Raw genomic sequence first — 20536 nt, 5'->3', positions numbered from 1 at the left:
CGCCTCTCAGCCGGCCGCCGGCAGCAACGCCCGCAGCGAGTCGGTCAGATGCGCGGGCAGCTCCATGTAGAGCCTGGTCAGCGGCTCGGTACCCGACTGCCTGAGGGCGACGCGGCCGCCCACGCCGGCGTCGGTGAAGACCGTCGCGTCCAGAGCCCGCCGCTCCGTCCAGCCGGGCAGCACGGTCCGTACGGCCGCCGCCACCACCTCGGGATCGGCGGCCACGTTGTGCTGTCGCTGCCGGAAGGGCACCAGAGCCCGCACCAGGGCGACGGCCCGGTCGAGCCCGTCCACCGACCCGGTGGCCCTGAGCGCCAGGGTGAGGGCGGCCAGCGCGTCCCGCTCGAAGTAGTCGGTGGCGGAGCCGGCCCGCGCGATCCCGCCGTTGGGCTCCAGCCCGATCGCGGAAGGGCGTCCCGACTCCTTCCACGCGGCGACGACGTTCTTGAACCCGACCGCGGCATAGACGACGCCGACGCCGGCGGCTTCGGCGGCCGTGGCGGCGAGCGAGGGCGCCACCGAGGTGGTGATGAGCACATGGGGAGAGCCAGCGGAGGTCAGCAGCACGGCTGCCAGCTCGGAGCTGTTGATGTATCCCGACCGCCGGGTGAACAGGGCGAGCCTGTCACCGTCGCCGTCGGTCATGGCCACCACCGTCCGCTCAGGTGAGCGGGACCGCCCGAGCAGGACGGTGGAGATCTGCTCCATGTCGGTCTGGAGCATGGGATCAGGAGTGATCCCGGAAAAGAACGGGAGGGGAAGCTTTCTGGCCACTCGCAGCCCGCCGATCCGCGCCGCCACCGGTCCCACGGCTCCGTACGCGCAGTCGAGCACCACCTGCCCGTCGAAATCGGCGAGTGTCCGGCTCAGCGCCGTCCCCACGGTAGCGGCGTAGTCGGCGGTCGGATCGAGCGGGTCGGGTGGGGGCTGGGACGAGGTGCCGAGGCTCTCCAGCAGGTCCAGGACGTTCACGTCGGCGTCGGGGAGGTCCTGGGATGGCGGGGTGTAGCCGTCGCCGGAGCGGAACTTCAGCCCGATCGTCCCCGGGGGGTTGTGGCTGGCGGTGAAGGTGAGCGAGGCGGCGACCCAGTCGTGGCGGTGCGCGAAGCGGCCGACGGCGGGCGTGGGGGTGTACTCCTGCGCGAGCCCGACCCGCAGTCCCCGCTGCCGCAGCAAGGTCGCCGCCAGCCGGGCCAGCTCCCGCGAGCCCGCCCGCGTGTCGAATCCGATGAGCGTGGTCGAGGCGAGAGCCCCGGATGCCGCCAGCCGGAGGACGACGGACAGGATCTCCCGCTCCGACCAGCGCGGTCCTGGAAGTCCCCGCCAACCGTCCGTGGTGGAGTCCTTCGACCTCATGGGGTCACCCCCGTCTGCGAGCAGGGGATGGGGCCCAGTGACGTGCCGCGCAGGAACCCCTCGTCCCAGAGCCTCGAAAGCCGGATCATCCCCGGCAGAGGGTCGCCGGTGGGGGCGACGGTGGCGTCCGCGACGCGGACTTCGGCTCGAATGCCGCCGAGTACGGCTTCCCCGAACCACGGCCATTGGGCCAGCAGCGAGCCGGAGAGCACCACGTCACACTCCTCCTCGCCGATGCCGGCCTGCCGGGCCGCGGCGACCGCTCCCACGACCAGTTCCTGCTGTGCGTCGTTCACCAGCTGCGTGGCCACCTCGTCTCCGGCCGAGGCCGCGCTCATCACCCGCTCGGCGAAGCCGGCGACCTGGAGCTTGGCCGCCTCGCCGTAGACCTTGCCGAACAGGACAGGGCGCAGCTCGTCCTTCCCGGCGCCGGCCCAGTCCTGGACCGCGGTGAGCAGGCCGGTGCGCGGGCCGCGGCCATCCAGCGCCTTGACCGCGGCTCGCAGCCCACGCAGGCCGAGGTCGAAGCCACCTCCCTCGTCGGACAGGAGGTACTCGAGTCCGGAAGTGCGCGCCCAGGACCTTGAGCCCCGCCGCGCGGCGAAGCCGGTTCCGGTGCCCGCGACGACGGCGAGAACGCAGCCCCCCAGTCCCTTCCGCACCAGGAGGGGGACGATGTCGTTGGTCACCAGCATGGCCGTCACCGTCAGCCCGGCTCCGCGGAAGGCGTCGTCGAGGAGCCGCGCGAAGGCGTCGCACTCCCTCTGGGTGGCGGCAGCGCCATGGGCGGCCACGACGCGGACCGCGTCCGCGCCGCGCAGCGCGATCGTCCGGGCGAGGGCGGTGAGGTGGGCGACGGAGGCTCGCTCGCCGACCGAGCGCGGGTTGGTGCAGGACGAACGGGCCCTCACCGGTGAGCCGTCCATCCACGCCCACGTGCGCGAGCCGCCGCCCTCGATGAGAACGTCCCTAGGCATCCCGGTCACCGGCAAGCTTTCCGAGCAGCTCGCGTGTGATCGTGGCGGCGTCCAGCCCGGAGGCGCGGTACAGCTCGGTGAGCGACTTCCCGCACAGTCCAGGGCCGTCGGCGCCGAAACGCACGGCGCCTGCGGGAGCACGCCTGCCGAGGAACGCCGAGGGCGCGTTGTGGATCGTGCACGCGATGCTTTCCGGCGGGAACAGAGCCGCTCTGTCACCGTCGCCCAGCCGATCGAACCTCCGCGCCGCGATCACCTCGGCGACCCTGCAGCTCCAGCCCGCCTCGCCCAGCCGGTCCGCCACGTCGAGGGCCGTCTCCCGCAGCGCTCCCGCCGTGAGGACGACCACGTCCGGCGCCTCGGCGTCGCGGTGCACCAGGTATCCCTTCGACAGGTCCCGGCGTGCCAGCTCCTCGAGAGTCGAGCGCTGCGGCACGGCCTCGTGCGGCAGCCTCAGGTAGGTGGGCCGCCCACTGGAGAGAGCCTCGGCGAAGAGGATCTTGGCGGTGTTGGCGTCGGCCGCTTCAAGGAGGTCCAGCCCCTCCATCGCATCCAGGGCCAGCAGGAGCGTGTCGGACTGCACCATGGGCCCGAGCAGGTCCCCGACTCCTCCGGAGGTGCCGACGAAGACAATGGGCAGCCCCATGAAACACGCCGACTGGCGGATCTGGTCCAGCATGCGCCAATAGAAGCCCTCCATCGAGAAGAGCAGCGGGCGCATGCCGTTGGCGGCGGCACCGGCCAGCAAGGAGGCGGCGTCCTGTTCGGCGATACCGAGTTCCAGGACATTGCTGTCCGGGTTGTGCCAGCTCCACGAGCCGACGACGGTCATCCACGGCAGGATGCCGGAGTTGCGGATCGCGTCCGGTGAGGCGAACAAGGTGCTCGCCTCGCGCAGCTCCTCGGCCAGCTCGCCGCCGATCTGCTTCGTCACCACGCTCTCGCCGGCCGTCCTGCCGCTCATCCCGGACAGAAAGGCCGCGCGGCCGGCCGGCGCCTCGGGCAGCGGGTGCTCGGGGGAGGCCGGAACGGGGTGATACCGCCGGACGATCTTCAGCGCCGCTGTCGCGGAGGCGGACAGGTCCACGTCCGGGAGGTGCCGGGAAGCGGCCTCGCTGCTGAGGGTGTTGGTCCCCTCGACCTCCCGATGCAGGCCCCGCCCCTTGACGGTGTGCAGCACCAGGGCCGCCGGGCGCTCCACGGTGTGGGCGTGTTCCAGAGCCTCCACCAAGGCGGCCATGTCATGCCCGTCCACCTCCAGGGCCTCCCAGCCGAAGCCGCGCCAGCGGCCCGCCCACTCCTGCCGGTCGAGCTTGACGCAGCTTCCGGAGCCGTTGGCGTCCAGGAGCGCCACGATGTTGCGCAGCTCCAGCCGGTGCGCCGTCATCGCCGCCTCCCAAACCTGGCCCTCCGAGCACTCGCCGTCGCCGAGCAGCACGTAGCTCGTCAGATCGCGCCCGGCCGAGCGGTCGGCGAGAGCCAGGCCGCAGCCGAAGGAGAGCCCCTGGCCGAGGGAGCCGGTGCTCATCTCGACTCCCCGTGCCAGGTCCCGGCGCGGCATCCGCGGAACGGGGTGATGGAGCTCGCCGAACTCGGCGAGCTCCTCGATGGACAGATCGTCGTAGAAGCCGTGCGCCCACAGCGCGAAGAACATCGGCGCGGCGGCGTGGCCCTTGGAATGGACGAAATGGTCGCGCTCGCCCGGGGGCAGCATGCCCAGGCGAGCCGGGGAGCCGAAGAAGAGCGCGGTCAGCGCGTCGACTGACGACAGGGAGCCTCCGGGATGCTTGTTCGCCCTGAAACAGAAGGCGCGCATGCCGCTCGCGATCTCTTCGAGCTCCGAGGTCAGAGGGCGACTCACTACTGGCACGAGTCCTCCAAGGGGGATGCTGGGCCCGTCACGCTGATGAGCAGGCCGGGCGCAGGCGTCTGTCGCGGTGGTGCTTCGGGGAAGAGCAGGCGCTTGCTCTCTGCGATGAGGTGGCGGGTATCGACGACCGCCTCATCCCAGCGATGGTGGCCGCCCATCGCGGTGTCCAGCGCTTTGAGGAAGTGCCGGCTGCGGGCCGAGTAGCCCTCGGGAGAGACGCGCCAGTCGGCCGAGTCCCCGATCCGCGCGAGGAGATACTCCTCGCGCGAGGAGATGGCGAGGTGCATCTCCTCGTCGGCGACGGGGATGAAGCCGCTGACAAGGCCCGCGGCCATCGCCACGACCTCGGGCCGCAGCGCCGTCACGTGAATGTGGACGTGGTTGATGGAGCAGTCGTCATGCGAGGCGGAGCGGTCCTTGCGGAAGCCGTGCTCGAAGATGAAGCACTTGTGTCCCAGCCTGGTCCTGATGCGCTCGATCACCACGGCCGACAGGTCGACGACCGCGCGGGCCGTGTCGCGGTCCGCCGCGCCGAGGCTGGGGACGTGATCATTCGTGCACACGAGCATGTGCCCGACGTCCAGATGCCCCAAGGCCGGGAGCACGCATGCCCGCGCCGTGCGCACCCATGGGTAGTCGAGCGGGACCTCGCTCTCTCCGGCGATGGAGCGGCACAATGGGCAGTCGGAGGCCGGGACGGGGGACGGGTCGTTGGTCTGGTCATGCATGAAAGCGCCCTTCAGGAAATTCCAGGTCACCTGAGCGGCTGGTCTGAAAGATCGAACGACCGCCCTTCTTCGAACCGCCGTACGAGCTCCGCGTACAGCCAGGGGGTGTGATCACCCCGCTCGCCCAGCAACAGCCCGTGCCGCGGCACACCGGCCAGCAGCCGGCGTAAGGCGGCGGCCACCCAGCGGGGATCACCGACGAAGACGTCCGCGGCCCGGTGGTGCCACCAGATGTTGAGACACGCGCTGGCCGCCAAAAGCGCCGCGTACCTGGAGGTGGTCGCCAGCGCGGCGGTGTCGGCGGTGACGGTGAGCCGATGCGGCCGCATGGCCGCGCACTCGCGCCGCAGCGCCGCCAGCTCGCCGGCCAGCGCGTCCACCAGCCCGGCCAGCTCCGTCCCACGCAGCCGCTGCTGTGTGAGCGTTAACGCGGCGATGAGAGGGTCCCTTCGCGCAGCGGCGGGAGGCAGCTTGCCCAGAGGGAAGGAGGGCAGATCCTCTCGTAGCCGGAAGAGCGCGCTGTCCGGGTCTTCCGGTGCCGCCCAGGCGTGACGGGCGAGCCTGGGCAGGTACGGGAGCAGCAACGACTGGCAGGCAGCCCGCGGCAGGTGCCCGAAGACCGCGGGCGCGAGATCCCTGAGATGTTTCTGGAAAAGGGCATGCGGCCCCTCACGCAGGTAGAAGTGGGCGCCGAGGAGTGTGGACAGCCGCCGCATCGCATCCATGGCCAGGCGCGGTACGAGGAACTTCACCGCCGCGGAGTACAGATGCGACTCGGCGGGCGTGATCTGGAGCGCCCGCGCCGCCACCGAGGCGATGGCGTCGCAGACCAACAGGTCGATGAAGGTATCGCAGAGCAGCCGCCTGGTGACCGCGAGATCGGCTACGCGACCAGGACCTCGCCGCCGGTCGAGGGCGAAGCGCAGCGCGAGACGCAGGCCCGTATCCAGGCTCGCCACGGCCGTTCCTGAGATGACGACCCGCGTGATGGGGAACGACCGCAAGACCGTATCGACACCGCCGCCTGGAGCACCGAGCACGCAGTCGCCGGGAACCGGGCACCCTGCGAGCTCGACGCCGGTCAGTCGCACGCCGCGCATGCCTGAGGTGTGAAAGCGCGGCAAGTACCGCATCCCCTCACGCACCGCTGCCGCGTTGTCGATGAGGAACTGCGAATGGCTCCACAGGCCGGGCTGCGGGTCCGTACGGGCGAAGAGCACGGTCTTCTCGGCGCGATCCACGTTCGCGATCACTTCCTTGCGCCCGTTCATGATCCAGCCGTCTCCGGACGGCAGCGCGTTGAACCCGACCCGGAGAAGATCCGTTCCGTGCTCCAGCTCGTGATAGGCGACGGCGAGCTTGCCGTTGCGCAGCAGCAGCCCGGCGACCGTCCGGCGCTGCCCGGGGGTGCCCGCGGCCCACACGTTGGTCGAGCCGATGAACGCGCTGCCGAAATAGGACAGCCAGAGCGCCATGTCGTGCCTGGCCACCGAGCGCATCGTGACGATCAGCCGCTCGAAGCTGACCAGGCGTCCTCCCAGCTCGGCGGGGACAAGCTCGGCCAGGAGCGCGTGCCGGTCGAGAAAACGCTCACCCGCCGCGAAGATCTCCTCCCGTTCGTCGGCGTCCAGGATCGAGGCGTGGCCGAAGGGCTCCACAGGGTCGAGCGGGTCGCCCAGCAGCGGATGGAACGACTCAGCGGGCATGACTCTCATCCCCTTCCGCGGGCAGGAGCTTCGCCGTGGATAGGGACGATCGAGAGGGGACCGGACGGCCGGGCGCGCTCGACCCGCTCGTAGAGGGCGATCATCGCCTCGTCGGCGTGGCGCGTCGCCGTGACACTGTCCGGGCGCAGCCGCGCGAGCAGGAAACCAAGGCAGGCGGTGAGCCACGCGGCCTCGTCCCACAGACCTGAGGCGACCCGCGTGCGGTTGTGGACCCACAAGTGAAGGCAGGCCGCCGCGGCGAAGCACAGCTCGTAGCGCTGAGCGAGATGGAAAGCCTCGGGTGGGCGGTCGAGCTGCGGCCAGTTCCTGGCCGCCAGCTGCTCGTGCACCTGCTGCACCTCGATCAGGAGCGCCCTGGCCAGAACGGCCAGGGCATCAGGTGCGCGGCCTTCGGCCGCGAGCGCGGTGACGGCCTCCACGGCTTGGGGGATCGACTGCACGACGCCGCAGCCGTTGCGCGAGACCACGCCGAGCCTGGCCGCGTCGAACGGCGGAAGCTTCCCGCCGATACGGAACAGCTGCCGCAGCCTCTGCTGATCCGCCCTGCCTCGGTGGAACGAGCGGGCCAGACGCCCGAACTGGTTGATGAGCACGGAACGGTTGACGAAGGTGCTCCCGTCGAAGATGCCGACGATGCGATGGTCGCGCTCCACCTTCTGCAAGCGTCCCTCGGCGAGGAAGGAGCGGATGCCGAGCAGTTCTCCCAGCGAGTCGAGGCAGTCCTCCGCCAGCGAGGGAACGACGGCCTTGGCGACGGCCGAGACCACGCTCAGCTCGTCCGGCAGGACGTGCACACACCGGGTGGCGGTGATGTTGACCGCTTCGGCGACGAACAGCGTCGCGTACGCCTGTCCCAGCCGGAGCCGGACGGCCGGAAGCTCGGCCAGGGGGCGGCCGTACAGGATCCGCTCGCGGGCGAAGCGGGTGGCCAGCTCGATCGCCTGGTCCAGGGCCCCCAAGGAGAGCGCAAGGCACCCGGTTCTGGTGAGCTGGAGCGCTTTGACGAGGATGGGCAGTCCCGCACCCGGCGTACCGATCAGCGCATCCTGCGGAACCCGGGCGCCCGACAGCTCGATGCCGCTGATGTCCGCGCCGCGGATGCCATGTGTTCGGATCTTCGGCAGGCACCGGTACTCCTCCGGCTCCAGCGCGCGTTTGTCGAGCAGGAACAGGCTCAGGGCCTGGTCGGTGCCGGCGAGCAGGGTGATCATCCGGCCACGCGTCGCATTGTTGATCAGCCACTTCTCGCCGCTGATGCGGTATCCGCCGCGGTCCCGGACGGCCCGGGTCTCGGTCGCGGCGAGGTCGCCTCCGTGCTCCCGCTCCGTCAGCCCCAGCGACACGCGGGCACCGGCCAGGATCGCCTCGGCCAGGCGGGCGGCCGGCCCGGGATCGCCGGCGACCCACAGCGGTGCCGCGCCAAGGAAGGTCTTGGCATGCCCGATCGCCAGGGTGAGATCTCGCCTGGCCAGAACTCTGACAAGTGCCGAGAGCTGCTCGAAGCTGACCAGCGCGCCGCCGTAGGCCCGCGGCACGTAGAAACGCTGTACTCCCATGCGGTCGAGCTCGTCGCACATCTCTGAGGGAAACGCCTCACGCCTGTCCAGTTCCAGGCACCGGGCATAGGAGAAGGGAGAGGAGGGATCGTCCGGATCTCCGAGCAGGCGCTCCAGGTCGTTCGCGAGCAGCGCCGCAGGCCGGTCCGGGCGCTCGGCCGAGCTCAGCAGGCCCGGGCATAGGTAGGGCAAGACGCCTCCTGTGTGGCTTCGCACGCTGTCTGGCGCACACGGGCAACGGCACGTCACGTGGCCGTGCGGGATCTGACGAGCTTGGCCGCGACCTGCGTCAGCGGTGCTGTGCCGACCAGGTCCCCGAAGGCGATCCCGGTGTAGCCGGCCCGCTTCACCTGGGTGAGGATCGCGGGCACTTTGAGGAAGGCTCCGCCGAGCTCGGCGTACGAGGCGGACATGTCCACCGTGAGCTCGGGGTTGAAGCCTGAGATCGTCGTGGCGAGGAAGGTTTCCTCAGCTCCCTCGGGCTCCTTCCTGGCTGCCCGCACCGCGGGGCCCGCGGCGAGCCGCGGCTGCCTTTCCCACGCGGCGGCATCGTGCGAGGCTTCCGGCGCCGAAGCGTGGATGGTGTAGACATGCGGGAGCATGGTCGTGGGGTAGTGGCTCACCCCGGCGCGCATGTGCCCGTCCAGCTCCTCGATCGACAGGCCGGCGGTCGCGGTGGCGACGTGCGCGTGCAACCGGCCGGACGGGATGGGGAAGACGGCGGCCGCGGAGACCAGCGGATGGTCGCGAAGGAGGTGCGCCACGTCCTCTAGCTTGATCCACGAATCTCTGATGGCGACCCATCCGGGCCCCTTCCACGGCGCGGGGACATCCACCGAGGCCAGGAGTTCGGACAGAGACGGGTCAGGTTCCTCGGCCACCACGGAGAGCAGGCCGCGCAACTGGTCGAGGAAACGCCGGGCGGCCGGGCCGGGGAGCACCTCGGTCGGAGCCCTGAGGCTGATCGACAGGTCCCCGTCGGACGGGAAGACGTCGACCAGCAGGTTGGCCACGCGGTAGTCCAGGGGCGTCTGGTGGATGCGGGGCTCCTCCACGCGCCTGCTCGCAGCGCTTTTGGTGTAGTCGTGGTATTCGAAGAGCACGGCGGAGGCGAAGCACGCCCCGATGCGGGCGGCTTCTCGCGACTCCATCATGGTGACCTCGCCGACGTCGTACTTGCCGTGCCGGTAGGAGGTCACCAGCGAGGCAAGCGATCGGCGCGCGAGCAGGGAGAAGGTCGGCAGGCCGCGCAGGTCGAACGGGACGCGCCCCCCGCCCGCGTACCGTCCCACGCTGGTGCTCATGCGCCGAGGCCAGCGATTGGTGAAGATCGAGTCGATCGCGCACGTCAGGTGTCCCGTCCAGCCGCACAGCAGCACGGCGAGCAGCGTCTGCAGGAGCGCGGGCAGGGTGGTCTCGTACTTCGCGGCGGCGAGCTCGCCGTGCCCGGCGAGAATCTTCGACGACAACGTCGTCTTCAGGCTCACCGACTCCGGCGGAGACTGCCAGTAGAAGGGCAGACTGGCATGCGGCCCGACGGCGAGCCCCCGCTTCCAGTGCTCCATAGCCCGGTCGTTCACCTGGCGCCACTGCTGGGAGGACTCCGCGAGGGCTTGGTCGAGAGGTTGCCAGCGGCGCTCGACCACCGCGGGCGTCCCCGAGAGGATCGCCTCGAACTCCTTGCGCAGCAACGTCATCGCGTAGCCGTCCACGACCACCGCGTGCACAACGAGCACCGCCGCGGTGACGACGTCACCCTCGATGCGGACCACCGCGCACGCGGCCGACCCCCGGGTGATGTCGATGGCGGGAGTGTACGCGTCGAGGTCGCGAGCTTCCGGGGCGGAGTCGGCGACGATGATGGCCGGCTCGGCGCTCGGCTGGACGATCTGCTGGGGAAGGCCGTCGTCGCCGATCCGGTAAAGCGTCCGCAAGGCCTCATTGTTCGCCACCAACCGGCCGAGCGCCTCGCGGAAGGCGGACAGGTGAAGACCGGCCGGGACACGGATGCGAATGCGGAGGAGCAGGGGCGCGGCGGCCGGCCGATCGGGCTGGCTGTCCAGCAGCCAGAGCCAGTGCTGCGCCCAGCAGATGGGCCCTAGCCTCGGGCGGCCCGAGGTCATGGTGGGGGACGGCTCCATTACCAGGCCTCCGCGAGCCACTGCTCGACCGACTCGCGTGACACCGGTTGCGCATCGCCTACCTCGATCTTGCGTCTGGCGTAGTCGTAGATGTCGCGGACGGTGCCGATCGGCGGCGCGTCGTCAATGGAGATCGGCTGCATGTCGAACAGTTCTTCCAGTGCGAAGGACAGCTCGACCAGGCGCAGGGAGTCGAAGCCGAGATCGGCGACGAGGGCGTTGTCCAGTGTGACCCCAGGGACCTGGTTGGGGGCCAGCGCGGCCACCACGCGCATGATGACGTCGAGAAGCGCCTCGTCGGCTCGGATATGGGCTTCGCTGGTCATATCTCCTCTTTGTGGTTGTCGAAGCGGACCTCGTCGGCGTGCGGCGTGCGCCAGAGCACGTTCGCGCCACCGCCGTTCGCGATGAACTTCGCCCACATCGCTCTGCGCATGGGCTTGCCGCTCGGGGTCCGCAGCAGCCAGCCGACCGGCACCGACATCACCGTGACACGCAGGTTCCCGGCGTAACCGCACACCGCCTTGCCGATCGCCTCCGCCTCCTCCGCTGCCAGGGCGCCCTGAACGGCGATGACGGCCATGGAATGACCGCCGAGGTCGCCGAGAAGGGCGACGGTCCGCTGCGGTGAGGGCGACTCGGACCAGGCGACCCTCTCGATGTCCTCGGCGAACAGCCATCTGCCCAACTGCTTGACGCTGTCGCCGAGCCGGCCGAGCACATAGAGCCGGCCCTGGTGGAGGAACCCGGCGTCCCCGGTCGCGAAGGTGGCGCCGATCGGCTGCTCGGCTCCGGCCTCCCGCAACACCGCGGCGGCCAGGGCCTGCCCCCGGATGACGATCTCCCCGACCACGTCCTCGCCGACCGGGGTGCCTTCCCCGTCCACGATCGTCACCTCGGTGCGTGGCAACGGCGTGCCGCACCCGACCACCGTCGTGGCAGCGGGAGGAAGAGGACGGCCGGCTCTGGCCGGCACCTGCTTGACGGCGTTGCCGAGCGACAGGGAGCGGGCGTCGACCGTGAGGGCAGGATGCACCTCGGCCAGTGAGGTGCCGGTGACGGCGAGCGTGGCCTCGGCCATGCCGTAGGCGGGCGACAGCGCGCGCGGCGGGAAGCCGAAGGGTTCGAGCAGGTTCACGAATCTGCGGGCGATGTCGTGATCGATGCGCTCCGCGCCGATGATCAAGCCGCGCCAGGACGAGAAGTCCAGGCCCTCCAGCTTCCGGGACGGTACACGGCGCAGGATGTGAGCCAGGCCGAAGGCCGGCATGGCGGTGATGGTCGGCGCGAGATCGCTGAAGAGCCGCAGCCAGCGTATCGGGGAACGGATGAAGTCCTCCGGAGGCATCAGCCAGACGTCGGCGCCTGCGGCCACCGGGTTGAGCAGGGCACCGACGAGGCCCATGTCGTGGGAGAGCGGAAGCCACGTGGGGAAGCGATCACGGGAGGTCATCTCAAGCCACCGGTGCAGGGCCGCGACGTTCGACTGCACGGCGGGCAACGAGATGCGCACCCCGTGCCGTGGGCCGGTCGAGCCGGAGCTGAGCTGGATGATGGACAGATCCTCGATCGCCGGGGCGTCGAAGTCCGCCCGGCGAGTGGCGGCCGGCGCGGAGGCGTCGATGAGAAGGCCGCCCACGTCGCGGGCGACGGGGGCCAGCACAGAGACAGAGCCGGGCGTGGTCACGACCGCTTTCGCTGCGATGAGCCGGACGACGTGGTCCAGACCGCGGCGGTATTCGGTGAGGTCCCCCATACGCGGGGGAGGGGCGGCGGCCGCGGGCACGGCGCCCATGATCAGCGCGCCGAAGTAGTGAGCGACGAACTCGGGTGATGTCGGGCAGAGGACGAGCACCGTGTCGCCGGGTCTCACGCCGAAACTCCACAACCGCAGGGCGGCTTGCCGGGCCAGGTACGCCATCTGCTCATAGGAGTAGAACGTCCAGGGATCGCCACCGCCGTCGCCGGCGAATCTGAGACCGCGGTCCGCAGGGGGGTCGTCGAGCCAAGTCAGGACGGAGGTCACGGGGCCTCACCCTCGTGAGCGGATCAGGGACAGGTCCTCCAGATGGGCACGGACGCCCGGGGTGAGGAGCTTGATCCGGGCGAGGCAGGTGAGGATCTTGGCGAACATCAGCTGCCGGAGATGGATCATCGCCGGATCGGTCATGACGTAGGAGACACCGGCGCGCACGTCCAGGTCCATCCGATCCCAGACGTCTTCCAGAAGAAACCGACGCCCCATGAGAAAGGTGGCCTCTTTGATGAAGTCCTCGCGATCGGCGCGCTCCGCGCTGGTCAGCTCGTCGTAGAAGCCTTCCAGGGACAGCACGCCATAGGCGACGTGCCGGGCCTCGTCGCGAGCCACCAGATCGGTGATCTGCCGGATGACCGGGTCGAAGGAACTCACCGAGCTGATACGGAACGCCGCGAGGGCCAGTCCCTCGACGATGATCTGCATGCCGAGGTAGATGATGTCCCAGCGACTCTCGCTGATCACATGGGACAGCAGGCAGTGCAGCGAGGAGTTGATCGGATACGGGTGGCTGAGTTCCTGCACGTAGCGGCCGTAGGCGTCAACGTGGCGCGCTTCATCGGTGACCTGGATGGCCGCGAAGAACTTGGCGTCCAGGTCCGGGACGACCTCTACCAGCCTGGCGGTCGCGAGCATGGCCCCTTGCTCGCCATGCAGGAACTGGCTGGTCATCCAGGAGTGGTGCTCCCACCTGTACTGGTTCCACAGCTCGGGCGGCACGGGCGAGGAAGAAGAGCGTCGACTCGCTGCCTCGTCTTCGGGCAGAGGCGCTCCGTACTCCGGAATACCCGACCAGTCGATATCGCGGTCGGCATCCCACTGCGCGGCTTTGGCCTTGTCGTAAAGCAGGCGAAGTTTGGCGTTTCTTCGCGAGTAATCCCAGGTAAATCGAGTGGCTACGGAGGCGTGTACCTCCGTGAGCGCAGAAAGGTCGTGCATGTACGCGCCCCCGAGCAATGTGGTGTGGTGCGGACTGCGACGGCCCGGAAGGGGGGAGCTGTCCGGCCACCGAGCCGGACACCGCCTCACCGAGTTTGGTTAGACGACAAACATACTGGGGAGACCTTCGAGCTCTTGTCAATCCCATGGAGAGGGTCGCGTGCCGTCCGGTGCGCTTTTCGAGCTCGGGTGAGCATCCGTCGCTTGCTCGGCGGTGCCGCATCGAGGCGGCACCGCCGGCGAGGCTTGACATGATCGGCGCAGCCGGTGTTGGCTAAGAAAACCATTGCAGTGAACGCAGATGTCATGGCGCTGGGAAAGCGCTGTCCAAGGCGATTTTCGCCGTCTGATCGGGCGGTCGCCACCAGGCCACGGATAATCATGCGTGGCGAGTCGACCCCTACCTGAGTCCGGACTTCCTGGAGTCGCCCAGAGGCGCGTATTGACAATCCTGGCGTCGTGTGTACGGAGGAGCAGCCTTGAAGGCGGGGATCGAACGGTGGACCATGACAGGCAGATTTCCTTTGCCGGCGCTCGCATGGACGAGTCGCCGCTGACATGGGCTCAACAGATCATGTGGGGGGCCATCAAGAGAAGGGCGCCCTTCGATCCAGCCTTCAATATCGGCCATGTCGAGCGGATCCCAGGCGCCTGCACACTGGGCGCATTCTGCGAGTCGCTCCAGGCGGTGACCGAAGATTTCGATGTGCTGCGCACCCGATTCCCTGCCAACACGTCAGGGATGCCTCGGCAGGTCGTGGAGCAGTACGGTTCGATTTCGCTCCGCGTGGTCGATGCGCCAGCTCGGGCAGCCAGGGAGACGGCTGACGCGATACGGGACGAGCTGGTGAAGGAACGGTTCGAATATGCGACAGAAATGCCGGTCCGGTACGCGGTGGTGACGACCGATGATCATCCGGCCTACCTCGTGGTCAGCGCTTCTCACCTGGCCTTCGACTATCAGGGTGTGCTCTGCCTTGCGGAACGGATCAAGAACCGCACCAACGGCAACGAGACGCGGCGGACGTATGACGTACTGCATCCATGCGATCAGGCGAGATTCGAAGCTTCACCTCAGGGCAGAGCCGAGAGCGACCGATCCCTTGAATATCAGGCGGGTGTGCTCTCCTCATTCCCGGTCACCAACTTCCCGACGCGGTTGCCGGAACGGCGGGACGCCGGCATCTTGAGAGCAGCCGTGAAATCGCCTGTCGCCTCCCTCGCCGTGGCCCGGCTCGCCCATCAGCACGGCGTATCACCGTCTGCCGTCTATGTCGCGGCCATGGCCTTCGCCATAGCAAAGTTGGCGAACGATCCCAGATGCATCATGTCAGTGATGTCGTCGAACCGATATCGGAGAAGATATCGACAGTACGTCGGCCTGATATCGCAAGGGATCCTCATCGGTATCGACGTGGACCCCATGAGCTTCTCTGAAACCATAGCCAGATCGTGGCAGGCGTGCCTGGCCGGCTATCTGCACTCGCGTTACAATCCACCTGATTTCGAGGCGCTCTTGCGTGCAGCAGAGCGTAAGCAAGGACATGACGTTGCTGTTGCCTTCTTCAACGACAGAATAGGTGGCACGGGCGGCAGCGCCGGCATCTCCACCGAACCGGGGCCTGACATCCGTGCATTGCGCGGCCGAACCAAAATTACTCGGCTGCCCTCGCCGGAGGCGGGAGGATTCAGATTTCATCTGGCCGTGCAGGGCCGGCGAAGCAACCCCGAACTGATGCTCTCCGTCGATACGTCATATGTCTCCGTAAATGACGTGGGGGCTCTTTTTCTTGCATGTGAATCGGTCCTCATCGAGGCTGCGACTGAGGGTGCGAACAGGGAGATCCCACTGAAAATCTGACGGTCGTCTCCGGCCTCGCCTGGCCGCCCTTGCCACACACCTGGACCTGGCTGCGCCGGCGTCCTGCGACTGCACCACGACTATCTGAACGGGCCGGCTTGGTGATGGGGAAGGACATGAGCCTCGGCCGGTGCACCGGAGCCGCGCCGGCGGGCCGACCTGGATGCGGAGATCACTTGGTCGTTCGACTTCTCCGGCGGCCCCACGGCTCGCCGCGTATCACCCCAGTCCGGCACGAGGCGGGCTGGCGGATGTCGGAAACACGATCGCGGCGCGGATGGCCGAACTCGGCCTGTCGCCCGCAAGCGGCGCAAGCAGCGCTCGCTGACGCGGCAAGGACGTGGCTTTCCTCATGGTCGCAGCGTCTTCTACCGGACCCCACACGCTGGGCCTCCAGGCGGGCGCTCGCCAGTAGGACCACGACCTCCAAGTCATCCTGGACGGCCTGCCCATCCCCGATCCCGGTCCCCTCCTCGGCGAACCGCCCGCCCCTGGCCCTCCGACCGGAAGCTTCCTGATCGCAGCCGGACCATCCACGTCAACATCAGCGCCGAAGCTGTTGCCGGCACACCCGCCGACTACGGCATCGCTTACGTAACTGCTCGGCTCCAACGCGGCAGAAGTCCATGCGCCGGATCGACTGCCTCGGATGCCCGCAGGTCCGGCAGCGTTGCAACGTCCGCAGACCGGTCGTCCCCAAGAACGATCAATCGCGACCATTTGATCTTGGTGGCCAGCAGGAAATCAACCATTGAGGGTTTTCCAACCTGAAACCGCAGGCTGCGGGCATGCCATGCGGCAGCGCTTGATCGACAAGTAGAAGAGCCCCTGGTAGAAGGGTTGTCGACCAAGATCAACCTTTAGACCAGAGGCTCCGCGTTGCTGTTCTACCGCGCCGCGCTGCCGTTGTCACATCAAACGCTGTCTTACCCGTCCGGCATACTGCGCCGGCACCGCAAGACGATCAGCTCACCGTGGCGCCGCCTCAACCCCGGCCAGCAGGCCCTGCTCGTGCTCGTCCACCTGCGCAAAGGCGAGACCCTGGCCGAGCTCGCCGCCGGCTTCGGCATCGGCTTCGGCGTCGGCATCGCCACCGCCTGGCGCTACATCCGCGAGGCCATCACCCTGCTCGCCCGCCGCTCCCCCCGCCTGGATGCGGCCTTACGCGCAGCCAAGCGGGCCGGCTACCCCTACCTGGTGCTGGACGGCACCCTCATCCCCATCGACCGCGTCGCCGCCGACCGGCCCTATGACTCCGGCAAGCACCGTAAGCACGGCATGAACATCCAGGTCCTGGCCGCTCCGGACGGCACACCCCTGTGGACATCGGGCTCCTTGCCTGGATCGGTGCACGACCTCAAGGCCGCCCGGATCTGGGGCATCCTGCGCCACCTCAAGGCCGCCGACCTCGTCACTCTCGCCGACAAGGGGGTACGTCGGCGCTGGTGAGCACGTGCGCGTGCCCTACAAGGGGCGCAACAAGCCCGCCTCACAGAAGGCCGCCAACGCCGCCCATGCCAAGCTCCGCGGACCGGGAGAGCGCGCCAACGCACAGCTGAAGACCTGGCGTATTCTGCGCAAACTCCGCTGCTGCCCGCTTCTGGCAGGTCAGCTCGTCAAAGCGATCCTCGTCCTTCAGCTCCGCGAAGCAGGATGAAAAACACTCAGTCTGTCCGTTGCTGTCCCGCCACGCCGGGACGCCTGTGGTACTCACACCGCCGCAGCGTGTGAGGCCGAGCTTCCGCCGGCAGTCCGAGCCCGATCCCGTAGGCGAGGGACACCGGGTCGAGCAGTCTTCCGCCCCCGAAGCAGCAGCCCGGCCTTCGCAGGATGATTGGGGAGACGTACCGAGGGCGGGTCTTGCATGGTCCGACCCTACTCAGAGGACCCAATGACTATTCGATTCGGGGTCACCGCTTGCGCAGGCGTTGGACGACGATCAGCACGACCAGACCGGCGATCATGACAGGCACCACATCCATGTACTCCGACAAGACCGGTAGGCCGACCGACACCAGCGCCACGAACCCCAGCGTAAGGACGAGCGTCTTCGACATGACGGCGATGCTAGGAGGCCAGTAGGTCGAAGTGGAAGCCGACGAAGACGGCCAGGAGTGCCGCCACCCGGAGGAAGATCGTCCGCGGATCGGCGAACAACTGCGGGGCTCGTTCGGCCAAAGCGCTTACGACGGCCAGCACAAGCCACGTCCCGCCCATCATGGCGGCGATGACACACGCCACGAAGAGGGCCCCGCCGGCAAGTTCAAGGATGGCACCTACCACGGGTATGTCGGGTACCCGCGCAAGTAGCGGCTCATCGACCCACGCATTCAGAAGAACCGCGACGAGAACCAGGATCCCCATGGGGAGATATCCAAAGAGAAGGCCCCACAGAGTCTGGATTGCGGATTTGATACGAACTGCAGCAGCTGCCAGCCGGTCGGGCCCGGCGAGATCGAGAATTACAGTGAGTCCGCCAGCAAACGCGACGATCTTCCCTGAGCGGCCCATCCAGATCATCGGGATGCCGAACAGGTCGTTTCCCAGGGTGGACTTGCCGTCCAGCCACATACCCCACGCTTCGAAGTAGCTGATGTCCGCCACCACCGGAGCGTAGAACCGGGCGCGGGCGTTGGCGAGGGGCTATGAGGCGAGCAAGTCGAAGTGGAAGCCGACGCCGACCATAACAAGGCTCCAGATACGGCTCACCTTGACGAAGCGATCTGCGGTCCACCGTGACAGGGCACCGAATCGGCGACCGCCAATGCGGGTGGACTGCTCGTACTTGACGAACGCGCCGAGTATGAGAAAGGCCACCCACATGAGGGGCAACACCAGCCAGCTTTGCGTTTGGACAGCGATGCGCACACCAATGGCGGCAACCGCGGCGAACCCAAACGACACCGTTGCGATCAGCACGGCGCCCTGCAGATAGCGAACCACCGTCTTGACACCCTGCGGGCCGATGATGTCCAAGACCACAATTAGCCCGGCCGCGAAGGCGACGACCTTGCCTGCTCTACCCAACGCCAGGATGGAGACTCCGTGAAGCGTGTGCTGGTTCACCTGAACGTTGGTGAACCACATGCACCACGCCTCGGTCCAGGTGAGGTCCGCCATGGAAGCAGCATAAAAGCCCTACCTCGACGGCAGGCAACCGTTGCCGGGGTCGAAGAATCGGAATGCTTGTCCGGTCGAGCCGCTCCCAAGCGAAGACGCGCACACGATGGAGTCTTCGACCAAAGCCCGCCCGGAGGTCTACGGGGTCACGCTCCGTCGAGCAGTCTGCGAAGCCCGACGTCGATATCGTCGTCAGCAGGATCGGGCTCGTCCCCGATGAGGGCCACGGTGCTCCTCATCCGTGGTAGTCGGGGTTCCCGTTGTCGACGTGGTTGGGCGGGGCCGGTTTTCTGTGCGGCATGGCATCGGCTGCTTTGCGTCTCTGCGGCGCTGTAGCGGTCGCTGAGCCGCTTTCAGGGCCGCCCGGGCGTCTGGGCGTCTGGATGTCGGGATGGCGGGATGGCGGGAGAATCGCCCTCAGGGCCGCACATGCGGGTTTTCGTTCTCGGGCACTTCTGGCAGCGGTAGGTAGCGACGAGGCCGATGCGTTCGACCTCGACCCAGCGGTGGCGTAAATGCATCATGCGCTCCTCTCGACGTGCGATCCCTGGTCGATCGCCGCGGACGCCCGGTGCACCACCTGCAGGTCGGACACCTCGCCGGCGGTGCTGCCGTGCGGCACGACGATCCGGTTGAAGCGGCAGAACGCCAGTTGCTTGCGTGACGGAGGCTGGCCCCGCCACTGGGCGGCCCGGGTGAGGAAGTGGTGGGGCGCGAACCGGCGAGCCTGGCTTTCCGCCCACACCATGGCTTCGGCGATCTCGTACGCCGGGTCGGGGTTCGGCGCCAGAGCTCCCGCGCCGTCCTGCCACATGCGGACGCGGAAGCCTTTCGTCTCGGGCGCGGGGGCCAGGAACAGCAGCCGGTCGTCGCCCGCCGGCAGGAACCACACGCCGCCGTAGGTGCGCAGCCAGCGAGCCGTCGAGTGGTGGAACAGGTTGACGTCCTCCCACTCCACCGCGGGGGACACGTCGAGCAGTGCGTCGTCGGGCTCGTCGGCCGCCTCCCGCAGGCTCTGGCCGTCCTTCGGCGCGGCGATCTTCCTGTCGGTCAGGTCGACGATGGAGGCGAGCTTGTGGCGGGTAGAGGCACCCATCACGTCGAGGATGAGGGCGTCCCGCTTGCCGGGGTGGGGGCGTAACGCGCGGCCGGCCATCTGCACATACAGCCCGGCCGACTTGGTTGGGCGGGCGATGACGGCGCAGGAGGTCCAGGGCGCGTCGAACCCTTCGGTGAGGACCATGCAGTTGGCCAGCACCTGCAGGTCGCCTGCCTGGTAGAGCTTGAGGGTGACGGCCCGTTTTTCCTTCGGCATGGCCCCGTAGATGAGCCCGGTGGGGATGCCCGCGTCGTTCATGGTGTCGGCCATGACCTGGGCGGAGCTGACGGTCGGGGTGAAGATGACGCCGGGCCGGTCGGACGCGTGCTCCAGGTAGGCGTCGGCGACCACGTCGGCGGCGTTGGACTCCTCCAGCGCCTGGCCGAGCTGTCCTTCCTGCAGGTCGCCGCTACGGGTCTTGACGGCGTCGAGGTCGAGGTTGCCGACGACGACGCGCTTGCCCTTGACGTCGACGAGGTGGCCTGCCGTGATGAGGTCGAGGATGTCCATGCGGTAGACGACGTCGGACCATACGTCGGCCAGGCCGCCGTCCACCCGCGTCAGGGTGGCGGTGAAGTCGGCGACGGGGCGGCCTTCCCATGCCCCGAAGTGCCGCAGCGTGGCCATGTAGGTGGGGGGCGGCGGCGTGGTGGCATTCATCGACGATAACGACGCCGATGTCGGCGATGGCCTGGCGGCGCCGCTGTACGGCGAGGGTCTGGATGCTGGCGACGATGACGTCGGCGTGGGCGTGCTCGTCGCGTTCGGCTTTGACGATGCCGACGCGCAGGTCGGGCGCCACGGATTGGATCTTGTCGGCGGCCTGCTGGATGAGTTCCTCGCGGTGGGCGATGAGGAGGGCGCGGCCGCTGATGTCCGGCAGTACGGCGCGGATCAGGTTGGCGAACACGACGGTTTTGCCCGCGCCGGTGGGCAGCACGACGGCCAGGCGGTTGTGCGGGCCTCGCCATCCTTGGATCAGAGCGTGGATGGCTTCGGCCTGGTAGGGGCGCGGCTGGAAAGCTTCGGGCATGGCGGAGTCACCTCGGTTCTGCGCGCTCAAGGGGGAGGTGGGGGCGTGTAACGCAAAGGGCGGCTGCGTTACGCCTGCGTTACGCTTTGCGTTA

The 20536-nt window shown here is 68.3% G+C and carries 15 protein-coding genes and 2 pseudogenes; 2 read left to right on the top strand and 15 right to left on the bottom strand.

What is annotated here, in order from left to right; genetic code table 11:
* Positions 1 to 6 precede the first annotated feature (6 nt).
* From AB0I79_RS58040 to AB0I79_RS57995, 10 genes are read right to left on the bottom strand one after another with little or no spacing between them, the layout of a single operon-like run.
* The gene (locus tag AB0I79_RS58040) at positions 7 to 1356 is read right to left on the bottom strand and encodes a hypothetical protein (protein ID WP_357893709.1); all 1350 of its coding nucleotides are present in this window, start codon (positions 1354 to 1356) and stop codon (positions 7 to 9) included.
* Positions 1353 to 2333, bottom strand: coding sequence for a BadF/BadG/BcrA/BcrD ATPase family protein (locus AB0I79_RS58035; RefSeq protein ID WP_357893707.1), 981 nt, complete (start codon positions 2331 to 2333; stop codon positions 1353 to 1355). Before AB0I79_RS58035 ends, AB0I79_RS58040 begins: the two co-directional genes overlap by 4 nt.
* Entirely contained in the window at positions 2326 to 4194 is a 1869-nt protein-coding gene (locus AB0I79_RS58030; RefSeq protein WP_357893705.1) for a thiamine pyrophosphate-dependent enzyme, read from the bottom strand. Before AB0I79_RS58030 ends, AB0I79_RS58035 begins: the two co-directional genes overlap by 8 nt.
* The gene (locus AB0I79_RS58025; protein WP_357893703.1) at positions 4194 to 4931 is read right to left on the bottom strand and encodes a hypothetical protein; all 738 of its coding nucleotides are present in this window, start codon (positions 4929 to 4931) and stop codon (positions 4194 to 4196) included. Before AB0I79_RS58025 ends, AB0I79_RS58030 begins: the two co-directional genes overlap by 1 nt.
* A gap of 26 nt (positions 4932 to 4957) precedes the next feature.
* Positions 4958 to 6637: an acyl-CoA dehydrogenase gene (locus tag AB0I79_RS58020; protein WP_357893702.1), complete on the bottom strand. Its 1680-nt coding sequence runs from the start codon at positions 6635 to 6637 to the stop codon at positions 4958 to 4960.
* Positions 6638 to 6642: 5 nt separating this feature from the next.
* Entirely contained in the window at positions 6643 to 8406 is a 1764-nt protein-coding gene (locus tag AB0I79_RS58015; RefSeq protein ID WP_357893700.1) for an acyl-CoA dehydrogenase, read from the bottom strand.
* Positions 8407 to 8459: 53 nt separating this feature from the next.
* Complete coding sequence (locus AB0I79_RS58010; protein WP_357893699.1) at positions 8460 to 10337, bottom strand: condensation domain-containing protein; 1878 nt, start codon at positions 10335 to 10337, stop codon at positions 8460 to 8462.
* A 17-nt stretch (positions 10338 to 10354) separates the two neighbouring features.
* Positions 10355 to 10681: a phosphopantetheine-binding protein gene (locus AB0I79_RS58005; RefSeq protein ID WP_357893697.1), complete on the bottom strand. Its 327-nt coding sequence runs from the start codon at positions 10679 to 10681 to the stop codon at positions 10355 to 10357.
* Complete coding sequence (locus tag AB0I79_RS58000) at positions 10678 to 12381, bottom strand: AMP-binding protein (protein WP_357893695.1); 1704 nt, start codon at positions 12379 to 12381, stop codon at positions 10678 to 10680. The genes AB0I79_RS58005 and AB0I79_RS58000 overlap by 4 nt, the downstream gene beginning before the upstream one ends.
* Positions 12382 to 12387: 6 nt before the next feature.
* Positions 12388 to 13329 carry a ferritin-like domain-containing protein gene (locus AB0I79_RS57995; RefSeq protein WP_357893693.1) on the bottom strand — a complete coding sequence of 314 codons (942 nt, stop codon included), beginning with the start codon at positions 13327 to 13329 and terminating at the stop codon, positions 12388 to 12390.
* 499 nt (positions 13330 to 13828) lie between these two features.
* Between AB0I79_RS57995 and AB0I79_RS57990 the strand changes: the two genes are divergently transcribed.
* Complete coding sequence (locus AB0I79_RS57990; protein ID WP_357893691.1) at positions 13829 to 15190, top strand: condensation domain-containing protein; 1362 nt, start codon at positions 13829 to 13831, stop codon at positions 15188 to 15190.
* Positions 15191 to 16069: 879 nt separating this feature from the next.
* A pseudogene (locus AB0I79_RS57985) lies at positions 16070 to 16847 on the top strand (transposase family protein).
* 253 nt (positions 16848 to 17100) lie between these two features.
* On the opposite strand, the gene AB0I79_RS57980 reads toward AB0I79_RS57985, so the two are convergent.
* From AB0I79_RS57980 to AB0I79_RS57960, 5 genes and pseudogenes are all read right to left on the bottom strand, one after another.
* Positions 17101 to 17247 carry a hypothetical protein gene (locus AB0I79_RS57980; protein WP_357893689.1) on the bottom strand — a complete coding sequence of 49 codons (147 nt, stop codon included), beginning with the start codon at positions 17245 to 17247 and terminating at the stop codon, positions 17101 to 17103.
* A 10-nt stretch (positions 17248 to 17257) separates the two neighbouring features.
* Positions 17258 to 17794: a hypothetical protein gene (locus AB0I79_RS57975; RefSeq protein ID WP_357893688.1), complete on the bottom strand. Its 537-nt coding sequence runs from the start codon at positions 17792 to 17794 to the stop codon at positions 17258 to 17260.
* A 39-nt stretch (positions 17795 to 17833) separates the two neighbouring features.
* Complete coding sequence (locus tag AB0I79_RS57970; protein WP_357893686.1) at positions 17834 to 18310, bottom strand: hypothetical protein; 477 nt, start codon at positions 18308 to 18310, stop codon at positions 17834 to 17836.
* A gap of 520 nt (positions 18311 to 18830) precedes the next feature.
* Positions 18831 to 20069, bottom strand: coding sequence for a helicase-related protein (locus tag AB0I79_RS57965; protein WP_357893684.1), 1239 nt, complete (start codon positions 20067 to 20069; stop codon positions 18831 to 18833).
* Positions 20070 to 20103: 34 nt separating this feature from the next.
* Positions 20104 to 20442 (bottom strand): annotated as a pseudogene (locus tag AB0I79_RS57960) (DEAD/DEAH box helicase family protein); the annotation flags it as partial.
* Positions 20443 to 20536: the final 94 nt, after the last annotated feature.

The organism is Nonomuraea sp. NPDC050202 (assembly GCF_040656115.1).
In the GTDB taxonomy this organism is placed as follows: Bacteria; Actinomycetota; Actinomycetes; order Streptosporangiales; family Streptosporangiaceae; genus Nonomuraea.
The sequence above is the reverse complement of the archived record's forward strand: the minus strand, read 5'-3'. Positions and strand labels throughout refer to the sequence as shown.

Bases quoted from the DNA above. Each gene is read 5' to 3' on its own strand.
- AB0I79_RS58040 (WP_357893709.1), bottom strand. From the start codon at position 1,356: ATGAGGTCGAAGGACTCCACCACGGACGGTTGGCGGGGACTTCCAGGA.
- AB0I79_RS58035 (WP_357893707.1), bottom strand. From the start codon at position 2,333: ATGCCTAGGGACGTTCTCATCGAGGGCGGCGGCTCGCGCACGTGGGCG.
- AB0I79_RS58025 (WP_357893703.1), bottom strand. From the start codon at position 4,931: ATGCATGACCAGACCAACGACCCGTCCCCCGTCCCGGCCTCCGACTGC.
- AB0I79_RS58020 (WP_357893702.1), bottom strand. From the start codon at position 6,637: ATGCCCGCTGAGTCGTTCCATCCGCTGCTGGGCGACCCGCTCGACCCT.
- AB0I79_RS58010 (WP_357893699.1), bottom strand. From the start codon at position 10,337: ATGACCTCGGGCCGCCCGAGGCTAGGGCCCATCTGCTGGGCGCAGCAC.
- AB0I79_RS58005 (WP_357893697.1), bottom strand. From the start codon at position 10,681: ATGACCAGCGAAGCCCATATCCGAGCCGACGAGGCGCTTCTCGACGTC.
- AB0I79_RS57995 (WP_357893693.1), bottom strand. From the start codon at position 13,329: ATGCACGACCTTTCTGCGCTCACGGAGGTACACGCCTCCGTAGCCACT.
- AB0I79_RS57980 (WP_357893689.1), bottom strand. From the start codon at position 17,247: ATGTCGAAGACGCTCGTCCTTACGCTGGGGTTCGTGGCGCTGGTGTCG.
- AB0I79_RS57970 (WP_357893686.1), bottom strand. From the start codon at position 18,310: ATGGCGGACCTCACCTGGACCGAGGCGTGGTGCATGTGGTTCACCAAC.
- AB0I79_RS57965 (WP_357893684.1), bottom strand. From the start codon at position 20,069: ATGAATGCCACCACGCCGCCGCCCCCCACCTACATGGCCACGCTGCGG.